The 12056-nt window shown below is 56.4% G+C and carries 9 protein-coding genes; 3 read left to right on the forward strand and 6 right to left on the reverse strand.

What is annotated here, in order from left to right; translation table 11 throughout:
- The first annotated feature begins 67 nt into the window (after positions 1 to 67).
- The 3 genes from ppc (at position 68) to rlmB (ending at position 4409) form a co-directional block, all read left to right on the forward strand.
- A complete protein-coding gene (gene ppc, locus BLV48_RS07280; RefSeq protein ID WP_091825282.1) occupies positions 68 to 2674 on the forward strand; it encodes a phosphoenolpyruvate carboxylase in 2607 nt (868 codons plus the stop codon).
- Between the two features lie 234 nt (positions 2675 to 2908).
- Positions 2909 to 3565, forward strand: coding sequence for an adenylate kinase (gene adk / locus BLV48_RS07285; protein ID WP_091825285.1), 657 nt, complete (start codon positions 2909 to 2911; stop codon positions 3563 to 3565).
- 100 nt (positions 3566 to 3665) lie between these two features.
- On the forward strand, positions 3666 to 4409 hold the full coding sequence (gene rlmB, locus BLV48_RS07290; protein ID WP_091825288.1) for a 23S rRNA (guanosine(2251)-2'-O)-methyltransferase RlmB: 744 nt from the start codon (positions 3666 to 3668) through the stop codon (positions 4407 to 4409).
- Positions 4410 to 4438: 29 nt separating this feature from the next.
- Here the strand turns inward: rlmB and BLV48_RS07295 are convergent, their stop codons facing one another.
- The 6 genes from BLV48_RS07295 to BLV48_RS07320 form a co-directional block, all read right to left on the reverse strand.
- Complete coding sequence (locus BLV48_RS07295) at positions 4439 to 5620, reverse strand: acetate/propionate family kinase (RefSeq protein WP_091825290.1); 1182 nt, start codon at positions 5618 to 5620, stop codon at positions 4439 to 4441.
- Between the two features lie 4 nt (positions 5621 to 5624).
- Positions 5625 to 6596, reverse strand: a complete 972-nt coding sequence (locus BLV48_RS07300) for a bifunctional enoyl-CoA hydratase/phosphate acetyltransferase (RefSeq protein ID WP_254774988.1) — start codon at positions 6594 to 6596, stop codon at positions 5625 to 5627.
- A gap of 152 nt (positions 6597 to 6748) precedes the next feature.
- On the reverse strand, positions 6749 to 7120 hold the full coding sequence (locus BLV48_RS07305) for a histidine triad nucleotide-binding protein (protein WP_175527614.1): 372 nt from the start codon (positions 7118 to 7120) through the stop codon (positions 6749 to 6751).
- A gap of 51 nt (positions 7121 to 7171) precedes the next feature.
- Positions 7172 to 8698, reverse strand: a complete 1527-nt coding sequence (locus BLV48_RS07310; RefSeq protein WP_091825296.1) for a SpoVR family protein — start codon at positions 8696 to 8698, stop codon at positions 7172 to 7174.
- Positions 8688 to 9986, reverse strand: a complete 1299-nt coding sequence (locus BLV48_RS07315) for a YeaH/YhbH family protein (RefSeq protein ID WP_091825299.1) — start codon at positions 9984 to 9986, stop codon at positions 8688 to 8690. Before BLV48_RS07315 ends, BLV48_RS07310 begins: the two co-directional genes overlap by 11 nt.
- Positions 9987 to 10061: 75 nt before the next feature.
- On the reverse strand, positions 10062 to 11984 hold the full coding sequence (locus BLV48_RS07320; protein ID WP_091825302.1) for a PrkA family serine protein kinase: 1923 nt from the start codon (positions 11982 to 11984) through the stop codon (positions 10062 to 10064).
- Positions 11985 to 12056 lie beyond the last annotated feature (72 nt).

Consider the following 12056-nt stretch of genomic DNA (forward strand, 5'->3'; position numbering starts at 1 on the left):
ATGGCGGTTATGCTGATCGACGGAATCGGTTAGCATCGAGGCATGATATGTCAATGGAGGTGAGCGCATGAGCGACCTGCACGAAGCGTTACGCGATGATGTCCGGATTCTGGGTGAGAGCCTGGGCCGAACAATGGAATCCCATCTGGGCCACGACTTCCTCGACAAAGTTGAGTATATCCGCAAGCTGGCCAAGTCGGCGCGACATGCCGAGGATGCGACACAAGCCGCACTGCGAGAGGCTCTCAGTGAACTGAGTGAAGATGAAGTGTTGCCAATCGCCCGCGCGTTCACCCAGTTCCTCAATCTGGCCAATATCGCCGAAGAGCATCATCGGGTACGTCGTCACTATGAAACCGAAGGTGACGAAGATGAAGAGCTGATTGACAGCCTGCTTAAACGCCTGCATGGCGAAGGTCGCGGTCCTGATGAAATCCTCGCCTGCCTGAACGAGATGTGCATCGATCTGGTGTTGACGGCTCACCCCACCGAAGTCAATCGACGTACTCTGATCCAGAAGTACGATGCCATTGCCGAGACCCTCAAACAGAGGGACCGTGGTGAATCGGTACAGCATCGCCTCGATCAGTTGATCAGTCAGATATGGCATACCAATGAGATTCGTCAGCACCGTCCCACCCCGGTAGAAGAGGCCAAATGGGGCTTTGCAGTGATCGAAAACTCGCTCTGGAGTGCCGTACCGCGCTTTCTGCGTTTGCTGGATGATCGTCTGCAGGAAACACTGAATACCTCACTGCCGCTGACTTGCTCACCGGTTTGCTTTTCATCCTGGATGGGGGGCGACCGTGATGGTAACCCCAATGTGACTGCCGAGGTAACCTCCGAGGTGCTGCTGCTGGCGCGTTGGATGGCTGCCGACCTGTATGCACGTGACGTGGACCTGTTGCGTGGCGAGCTATCCATGTATCAGGCCAATGCCGAGCTGCGACACGAAACCGATAACCACCCCGAACCCTACCGTGAGATTCTGGGGCGCTTGCGCAGCCGCCTGCATGAAACCCGGCAGGGCATCGAAGACTATCTCAAGGGCCGTGCCAGTAATCCGGACCTGTGGATCAGCGAGCTGGACGAACTGCTTGAGCCTTTGCTGTTGTGCCATCGCTCGCTCAATGACAGTGGCATGGGCTGCATCGCTGCAGGAGCGCTGGAAGACCTGATTAGGCGTATCGCCTGCTTTGGCCTGACGCTGGTGCGTCTGGATATTCGCCAGAATGCCGAGCGTCATACCGAAGTGTTCGATGCCCTGACCGAATTTTATCAGTTGGGCCACTACTCGGAGTGGGATGAGGCACAAAAGCAGGCTTTTCTGTTGCAGGAGCTGAATTCGCGTCGCCCGCTGATTCCTCACCGCTGGGCACCCTCTGCCAGTGTGCAGGAGGTGATCAGTACCTGTCGGGTGATCGCCGCCAATCCAGATTACAGTCTTGGTTCCTACGTGATCTCCATGGCGGGCCAGCCATCGGATGTGCTGGCCGTTATCCTGCTGCTGCAGGAGGTTGGTGTAGAGCGCAACATGCGGGTGGTACCGCTGTTTGAGACATTGGATGATCTGGACAACGCGCGTGACTGTATCGAGTCACTGCTGCAGATCGACTGGTACCGTGATTATATCGAAGGCCATCAGGAAGTGATGATTGGCTACTCGGATTCGTCGAAGGATGCCGGGCAGCTGGCAGCGGCCTGGGGGCAGTACCGTGCACAGGAGGCCCTGACAGAGTTGTGTCGGCGTGAGCAGGTTCGCCTCACGCTGTTCCATGGCCGCGGTGGTACCGTTGGCCGTGGCGGTGGCCCCAGCCATACCGCAATTCTGGCGCAGCCACCGGGTTCGGTCGCGGGCAGCCTGCGCGTGACGGAACAGGGCGAAATGATTCGCTTCAAGTTCGGCATCCCTGAAATTGCAGTACGCAACTTGACGCTTTACACCGGAGCGGTGCTGGAGGCAACCCTTAGTCCGGGGCCGCAGCCTGAACCTGAATGGCGTACGCTGATGAACAGCATGGCCACTTGCGGTATGACCATTTACCGTTCGCTGGTGCGGGAAGAGCCCCAGTTCGTACCCTATTTTCGCGCGGTTACGCCGGAGCAGGAGCTGGCCAAGCTGCCGTTGGGGTCACGACCTGCGAAGCGCAAGGTCGATGGTGGAGTGGAAAGCCTCAGGGCCATACCCTGGATTTTCGCCTGGACCCAGATCCGCTTGATGCTGCCCGCTTGGCTGGGTTCGGGCGCGGCGTTGAAGCAGGCGCTGGATGAAGGCCAGGAGCCACTGTTGCACGGAATGTATGAACAGTGGCCGTTTTTTCAGTCCTGGATCGATATGCTGGAGATGGTGTTGGCCAAAAGTGATGTCAACATTTCGGCCTACTACGAAAAGCGGTTGGCCTCGCCGGAGTTGGGGGTGCTGGGTTCCAGTCTCAGGTCTCGCCTGCAGCAGGCTGTTGAGCAGGTGAAGCAGATAAAACAGGAGCAGCAGTTGCTGGAAGGCAACAGCGTGATTCGTCAGTCGATAGAGGTGCGTAACCCCTATATCGACCCATTACATGTACTGCAGGCGGAGCTGTTGTTCCGTGATCGCAACCAGCCGGATCAGCGTCTGGAGCAGGCGTTGATGGTTACCATGGCTGGCATTTCAGCGGGCATGCGTAACACCGGCTGATCACTACGAAGAGGACGTGAGGGCTTGAACAGGACTCGGGCTTTGTCGTAACCTCGGCTTTTTTGTCAACAGTTGGACAGCAGCTAGGTCTAATGTCGAATTGTGTGCGCAGGGCAGGGGCGTTTAGCCTGTCCTGCAGGATAACTATAAAGTGGCTGCCGCTGTATCGTCCCGACAGGGCCTTGGCGTGCGGCCCGAGTTGCAGTTTACAACAACGTTCAGGAGACGAAATAGATGCGCATTATTCTGCTTGGAGCACCGGGCGCCGGCAAAGGCACCCAGGCCCAGTTCATCACCGAAAAGTACGGCATTCCGCAGATCTCCACTGGGGACATGCTGCGTGCTGCGGTCAAGGCGGGTACCCCGCTTGGCAAGCAGGCCAAGGAAGTGATGGACGCAGGCGGCCTGGTATCCGATGACATCATCATCGGGCTGGTCAAGGAACGTATCACAGAGGCAGACTGTGCCAATGGTTTCCTGTTTGACGGCTTCCCCCGCACCCTGCCGCAGGCTGATGCGCTGAAAGATGCCGGTGTGGATATTGATGCCGTTGTCGAGATCGATGTGGCCGATGCTGAAATCATCAAGCGTATGAGCGGTCGACGTGTGCACCCGGCTTCGGGCCGTACCTACCATATCGTGTTCAACCCGCCGAAGCAGGAAGGGTTCGACGATGTTACCGGTGAAGAACTGGTTCAGCGTGAGGATGACAAGGAAGAAACCGTACGTCAGCGCCTGAAGGTCTATCATGACCAGACAGCTCCGCTGATCAATTACTACCGCAGCTGGAATGAATCCGGTGAAGCGAACGCGCCGCGTTATGTATACGTTGAAGGTGTCGGCAGCGTTGATGATATCCGCAACAAGGTGTTTGCGGGTCTCGAAGGCTGATTGCCTGTTCTGATTGTTAAAAAGCCGCCAGTGGGCGGCTTTTTGGTTTCAATTGGCCCATAATACCCGCCTGTTTTCTGATACAGCCATATGAGGCAGCATGAACACAACGGATATCTTCGGCCTGCACGCCGTCACCACCCTTCTACAGCGCAATTCCGATCGGGTTCGTTGCCTGTTGATTCAGCATGGCCGCGAAGATGCCCGGTTGCAGACAGTACTGGATCTGGCCAGTACACGCGGCATCAAGATGATCACACAGCCGCGTGAAGGGTTGGATCAGCGTGCTGGTGGAGGTCGTCATCAAGGGGTTATCGCCGAATGTGAACCGCTGCGTGCCTTGAGTGAAAAGGCACTGGACCGGCTGCTGGAACAATCCGACACAGCTCCTCTGCTGCTGGTGCTGGACGGCGTAACCGATCCACACAATCTGGGAGCCTGCCTGCGTACAGCGGATGCCGCAGGCGTAACAGCCGTTATTGCCCCCAAGGACAAGTCGGCACCGCTTAATGCCACCGTTGCCAAGGTTGCCTGCGGTGCTGCCGAAGTGGTGCCTTACATTCAGGTGACCAACCTGGCGCGTACTCTCCAATTGTTACAGCAACACGGTATCTGGATCACCGGAACCGCCGGCGAAGCGACCCAGAGCCTGTATCAGGCTGACCTGACCGGACCGCAGGCGATCGTGATGGGTGCGGAAGGCAAGGGCATGCGCCGCCTGACCCGCGAAAATTGCGATCAGCTGGTGAACATTCCGATGGCAGGGGAGGTCAGTAGCCTCAATGTGTCCGTGGCAACCGGAGTGTGCCTGTTTGAAGTGGTGCGTCAGCGGGCGGGGCGGTAAAAGCGGAGGCCTAGCCTCCGCTGTGCGATTCAGTGCAGCAACTCGTCCACATGGGTGGCGATCATCGCTTCCTCATTGGTCGGCATTACACGCACAGTGACCTTTGAGTCCGGCGTGCTGATGATACCGCTGTTGCGCTGATTCGCTTCATTGTCAATCTCGATACCAAGCCAGCGGCAGCGCTTCAGCACGCGCGCTCGCACATCCGCATCGTTCTCGCCGACACCACCCGAGAACACCACCTGTTCCACCCCTTCCAGTGCAGCACCCAGGCGGCCCATCTCCAGCGCGACACGGTAGCAAAACATGTCGATTGCTTCCTCGGCGCGAGGATCATTGGCCTGATGCAGCTCCTTCATGTCCGAGCTGATGGTGGAAACGCCCAGCCAGCCGCTTTCCTTGTAGATCAGCTTTTCCAGTGCATCCACATCCATGTTCTCTTCCCGCATCAGATAGAGCAGCACGCCAGGGTCAAGATTGCCGGTGCGACTACCCATGGGCAGGCCTTCGACGGCGGTGAAGCCCATGCTGGATGCGATGGAGCGTCCATCTCGAATGGCACACATGCTGGCGCCTGCGCCCAGGTGACAGGCCACTGTTTTCAAATTGCCCGCTCCGCCAAGGCTGAGCTGGCGCTGGATATACTCGTAGGACAAGCCATGGAAGCCATAGCGGTGCACGCCTTTCTCGATGAGGTGGCGCGGCAAGGCATATAGCCGCTCCAGCCGGGGCTGTGCCGCATGGAACATGGTGTCGAAACAGGCGACAACGGGTAGTTGTGGTGCCAGTGCACGGCAGGCTTCAACCAGCTTCAGGTTATAAGGTTGATGCAGCGGGGCCAGCGGGATAAAGCTTCTCAATTGCTCCAGCACAGCATCGTCCAGTCGTATCGGTGTGTTGAACAGGTCACCACCATGTACGACTCGGTGACCGGTCGCAATCAAACGTGACTCCGGCAGGTGCGCTTCAACCCATTGCAGCACTTCACGCAAGGCGAACTGATGACGCTCATCCAGTGCCACTGACTGGCACTCCAGCTGATGCGAGTCCAGTACCCGGTTGTCTTCATCACGCACCTTGAACAGGGTGGTGTCACCCAGCAGGTTTTCCACTTTCAGGTGAAACAGGCAGTGAAGTTCGCTCGCACGCAGGGCATATAGGCCACATTTGAGACTGGAGGAGCCACCATTAACGGTCAGAATGGTATCCATGCTTTCAGCCCCCCTTGCGTGGATGCTTGACCATGTAGGAAGCCAGTGCACAGGACGCCAGACGGCCCAGAGTACCTTCGGCACGGCTGGTCAGAATAATGGGTACTTTGGCCCCTACGGCCAGGCCGGCTGACTTGGCATCGGCCAGATAGATCAGCTGCTTGGCGATCATGTTGGCGGCCTCAAGGTCTGGCGCCAGCAGGATATCGGCGTCACCAGAGACCGGTGAGTTGATATGTTTGTCTATGGCGGCCTGCAGTGAAATGGCATTATCGAAAGCCAGCGGGCCGTCCAGGATGCCGCCAGTGATTTGTCCGCGATCTGCCATTTTGCACAGGGCGGCAGCGTCGATGGTACTCTGCATGGTCGGCTTCACCTTTTCAACCGCGGCCAGAATCGCAACCTTGGGCGCCTCATTGCCCAATGACTGACAGAAGTCGATGGCGTTCTGAACGATATCCCGTTTTACCAACAGATCAGGCACCACGTTGATGGCGGCATCGGTGATCACCAGTGGTTTGTGGTAGTTGGGTACGTCGAAGACGAACACATGACTCAGACGGCGCTCTGTACGGATGCCCTTGGTTTTATGAACCACGGCACTGAGCAGTTCAGAGGTGCCGAGGCTCCCTTTCATCAGCGCGACGGCCTTGGCTTCGCGAATCAGTGTACAGGCGCATTCGGCCGCCATGTGGCTGTGTTCGGTGCTGATGATTTTGTAGGGTGACAGGTCGATGCCTTCAATTTCGGCAGCGGCACGAATCTTGTGTTCCGGGCCGACCAGCAGAGGCTCGATTAACCCCTGTTCAGCCGCTTCGATGGCACCCAAAAGGCTGTTGTGATCGACCGGATGGACCACGGCGGTGCGGATAGGGCCGGACTTGCGTGCCTGCTCAATAAAGAACTCCAGCTGGTTGTGCATCGGCGGTGTCTCGGTTGAAATCGTGGTGTTGGGGGCGTCAGCTGATATCGACATGGGGGTATCCTTCCTGAGAATGCTGATGACTAGGGTATAGTCCTATAATGAACCCATTATGACGCAGTGCAACATAAAGCGGACAGGCTCGCGGCAAAATTGATCCGAGGCAAGATCCAGGGCAGCCGAGCATGTGGCCCGGCCACCATGCCTCAGTTGTTAACCGGGGTTTTCAGAGTGTCTTGATACGGAGGCCAGCCCATCGGCTTGCCACCGAGGAGGTGCAGATGAATGTGGTAGACCGTTTGGCCACCGTGGGTGTTGCAGTTGAATACGGTGCGGTAGCCATCCTGATCAAAGCCCTGTTGCTGAGCAATTTTGCTGGCGGCCTGAATCATATGCCCCACTACCTCGCGGTCGTCGTCGGCAATGTCATTCAATGTTGCGATATGCTTGCGCGGAATAATCAGGCAGTGAAAGGGTGCCTGTGGGTTGATGTCGCGAAAGGCGATGACCTGGTCATCTTCGTACACCCGCTCAGCCGGGATTTCACCTTCCAGAATTTTGCAGAACAGACAATCCATAACCTTCTCTCGACTCATTTGATTCGTGTCGAAGCAGTATAGCGAGCGCAGTCAGATTGCCTCAACCTTTTGCTCCCGTGGTGGGCAGGCATACTGCTTGGCAACGGTACCGTCCGGCAGTACGGATTCAAGCTCTACATCGAATCCCCACAGGCGGTGCACATGCCTTAGAACCTCGTCGGTGGACTGTCCCAATGGTTGGCTGTTGTGCATGTAGTGGCGCAGAGTCAGTGCACGATCGCCTCGGATATTCACATTCCAGACCTGAATGTTGGGCTCACGGTTACCGAGGTTGTACTGGGCGGACAGTGATTCACGCAGTTGACGATAGCCACGTTCGTTATGGATGGCATCGACTTTCAGTACAGGACGATTGCTGTCATCCATGATCGAAAACAGTTTCAGCTCCCGCATCAATCGGGGTGATAGATACTGCAGGATGAAGCTTTCATCCTTGAAGTTGCGCATGGCGTGGTCAAGTGTTGCTTTCCAGTCGCTGCCGGCAATAGCGGGGAACCACTCCCGGTCCTCATCGGTCGGATTTTCACAGATGCGGCGAATATCCTGCATCATGTTGTAACCCAACGTATAGGGGTTGATGCCACTGAAATAGGGGCTGTCGAACGGGGGTTGATAGACCACGCTGGAATGGGAATGGAGAAACTCCATCATGAAACCGTCGGTGACCAGCCCCTCGTCATACAGCTGATGCAGCAACGTATAGTGCCAGAAGCAGGCCCAGCCTTCGTTCATCACCTGAGTCTGTTTCTGAGGATAAAAATACTGTGCAACCTTGCGCACGATGCGGACGATCTCCCGCTGCCAGGGCTCAAGCAGGGGGGCGTTCTTCTCGATGAAGTAGAGAATGTTCTCTTCCGGGTCCGCAGGAAAGCGTGGATGCTTGCGATCATCACTGTCCGCCTTGCGGGGTACGGTGGTGCTCCACAGATCGTTCAGATGACGCTGTATGTATTCTTCCCTGTCCTGCTGACGCTCGCGTTCTTCGGCGGCGGTGAGCGGACGAGGCCGCTTGTAGCGGTTGACACCATAGTTGATCAGGGCGTGGCACGAGTCCAGCAGCTGCTCAACCTCTTCCACGCCATGCTTCTCCTCGCAGCGGCGGATGTAGTTCTTGGCGAACAGCAGGTAGTCGATGATGGCACTGGCATCAGTCCAGGTTCGGAACAGGTAGTTGCCCTTGAAGAAGGAATTGTGGCCGTAGCAGGCATGTGCAATCACCAGCGCCTGCATGGTGATGGTGTTCTCTTCCATCAGATACGCGATGCAGGGGTTGGAGTTGATAACGATTTCATAGGCCAGCCCCATGCGGCCACGGGTATAGTTCTGCTCGGTCTCCACAAACTGCTTGCCGAAGGACCAATGGTTATAGTTTAGCGGCATGCCGACCGAGGAGTAGGCGTCCATCATCTGTTCCGAGGTGATGACCTCGATCTGGTTGGGATAGGTATCAAGCCCGAACTCACGGGCGACACGGCCAATTTCCCGGTCATAGGACTCGATCAGCTCGAAGGTCCAGTCTGAGCCGGTCGAGATTGGCTGGCGTTTTTTACGACTCATGGGCAGCCCCCTCGGTACGCTTCTCGAACAGTCGGCGGAAGACCGGATAGATATCGCCAGCATCGGTGATCTGCTGCATGGCGAACTGCTCCTTGAAAGCTTCACGCACCTGCTCATATTCATGCCAGAGATTCTGGTGTGGACCGGTGGTGATCTCCACGTATGCGTAATACTGGGTTTTGGGCAGAATGCGGCTGGCCAACAGCTTGCTGCAGGTGGTCGAGTCGCCATCCCAGTTGTCGCCGTCCGACGCCTGAGCGATATAGATGTTCCAGTCGGCCGGGGGATACCGGGCATCGATAATATCGGCGGTCAGAGCCAGGGCGCTGGAAACTATGGTGCCGCCGGTCTCGCGAGAATAGAAAAACTCCTGTTCATCCACCTCCTTGGCATGGGTGTGGTGGCGCACAAAGACCACATCGATCTGCTTGTAGTTCCGGTTCAGGAACAGATAGAGCAGGATGAAGAAACGCTTGGCGATATCCTTGACGCTTTGCGTCATGGAGCCGGATACATCCATGATGCAGAACATGACCGCCTTGCTGGAAGGCAAGGGCACTCGCACGAGGTTGGTGTAGCGCAGGTCAAAGTCATCCAGAAACGGCAGTTTGCGAGAGCCTTTTTCAAGCTGAGTGATCTGCTCACGCAAGGCGGTGATCTTCTCTGTTTTTTCAACGGAGGGTGGTGTGTCTTCAAGCGCCCACAGCTCCTTGCGCAGGGCACGAATCTGCTGTCGTACGTTCTTGTCGGTCAGCGCGATGCGACGGGCATGAGCGGCCCGCAACGAGCGCACAATATGCAGCTTCTCCGGTGATCCGCTGCTGGTGAAGCCGGCACGACGGGTTTCAAACGAGGTGGCATCCTTGAGCTGTTTGCGCACCATCCAGGGCAGCTCAAGATCCTCAAACATGAAGTCGAGGAACTCTTCCTGGCTGATGGTGAAGGTAAAGTCATCCTCGCCTTCACCCTGATTGCTGGCTTTTCCCTGACCGGCGCCACCGCCACCACCGCTTTCGGGGCGTTTGAACTCGTCGCCTTCGACAAACTCCTTGTTGCCTGGGAAAATCTTGTGCCGCAATCCACCTTCACCGTGGTGGAAGACCGGCTCGGAGATGTCACGTCGAGGAATGGTGACCTGTCCGCCCTGATCGATCTCCTTGATGGAGCGATCATGGATGGCGTCTTCAACGGCACGTTTGATGTGCTGTTTGTAGCGGCGCAGAAAACGCTGACGGTTTACCGTGCTTTTTTTCTTGGCGTTCTCTCGGCGGTCTATGATGTAACTCATGTTTCAGGCTCCCATGCGGCAGTTGCCAGGCAACTGCCGGGTCAGTTCCATCAGGGTACGGCTCCTGGTGCCCGGTTACTGCGATTTGCGGACGCGGATGTACCATTCGGACAGCAGGCGAACCTGCTTCTCGGTGTATCCACGTTCGATCATCCGTTTCACAAACTCGCCATGTTTTTTCTGATCGTCCGAAGAGGCTTTCGGATTGAAGGAGATCACCGGCAGCAAATCTTCGGTATTGGCAAACATCTTCTTCTCGATCACGGAGCGCATCTTCTCGTAGCTGTTCCATGCCGGGTTCTTGCCGTTGTTGCTGGCCCGGGCGCGCAGTACAAAGTTGACGATCTCGTGGCGGAAGTCTTTCGGGTTGCTGATACCCGCCGGCTTCTCGATCTTCTCAAGTTCTTCGTTGATGGCCTGGCGATCGAGAATATCACCTGTTTCAGGGTCACGGTACTCCTGATCCTGAATCCAGAAGTCGGCATAGGTGACATAGCGGTCGAAAATGTTCTGCCCGTACTCGGAGTAGGATTCCAGATAGGCGGTCTGGATCTCCTTGCCGAGAAAATCGATGTACTTGGGTGCGATATATTCCTTCAAAAAGCCTATGTAGTGTTCCTGGGTCTCGGTCGGGAACTGCTGCTGACTGATCTCACGCTCCAGTACATGCATCAGGTGGACCGGGTTAGCCGCTACCTCGATGGCGTCGAAGTTAAACACCTTGGACAGAATCTTGAAGGCGAATCGGGTTGAGAGACCGTCCATACCCTCGTTGACGCCGGCGGAGTCCTTGTACTCCTGCATCGACTTGGCACGTGGATCGGTGTCCTTGAGGTTCTCGCCGTTGTAGATGCGCATCTTGGAGTAGATGCTGGAGTTTTCAGGCTCCTTCAGGCGTGACAGGACAGTGAACTGGGCCAGCATGTGCAGGGTATCCGGTGCGCATGGGGCGGCATTGAGCGAACTGTTTTCCAGCAGTTTCTCGTAGATATGGATCTCTTCGTTCACTCGGGTGCAATAGGGCACCTTGACGATATACACACGGTCAATGAACGCTTCGTTGGTCTTGTTGTTCTTGAAACTCTGCCATTCCGATTCGTTGGAGTGGGCCAGCAAAATGCCGTCGTAGGGGATGGCACCCATGCCCTCGGTGCTGTTGTAGTTGCCCTCCTGAGTGGCAGTCAGCAGTGGATGCAACACCTTGATCGGTGCCTTGAACATCTCGACGAATTCCATAATCCCCTGGTTGGCACGGCACAGGGCGCCAGAGAAGCTGTAGGCATCCGGGTCGTGCTGTGGATACTCTTCCAGCTTGCGAATGTCCACCTTACCGACAAGGCTTGAGATGTCCTGGTTGTTCTCGTCACCCGGTTCGGTCTTGGCAATGGCTACCTGATCCAGAATGGACGGATGCAGTTTCACCACCCGGAACTGAGTGATATCACCGCCGTATTCATGCAGACGTTTCACGGCCCAGGGGGACATGATGCCACGCAGGTAGCGACGGGCGATGCCGTACTCCTGCTCCAGTATTTCGGCGTCTTCTTCCGGATTGAACAGTCCCAGCGGTGACTCGAATACCGGTGAGCCCTTGATCGCATAGAAGGGGATATGCTCCATCAAGTGCTTGAGACGCTCCGCCAGCGATGACTTCCCCCCCCCAACAGGGCCGAGCAGATACAGGATCTGTTTCTTCTCTTCGAGCCCTTGAGCTGCATGGCGGAAGTAGGACACGATACTCTCAATCGCTTCTTCCATGCCGTAGAACTCGCTGAAAGCAGGGTAGCGCTTGATCACCTTGTTTGAGAAGATGCGGCTCAGGCGAGGGTCCAGTGCGGTATCGATCACCTCGGGTTCACCGATCGCATCCAGCATGCGCTCGGCAGCATTGGCGTATACCTTTGGGGTTTCCCGACACAGGTTGAGATACTCCTGCAGGCTCATCTCTTCCTGCAGGATGGCCGAATAACGTGCCTTATAGTGCTCGAAGATACTCATGCTCACCTTCCTGTACGTTACGCTACCCACTGAAAATTCAAACGCTTATTGGCCAAACCGGCGAAGCGTTCC

The sequence above is a fragment of the Marinobacterium iners DSM 11526 genome (genome assembly GCF_900107855.1).
GTDB lineage: Bacteria > Pseudomonadota > Gammaproteobacteria > Pseudomonadales > Balneatricaceae > Marinobacterium > Marinobacterium iners.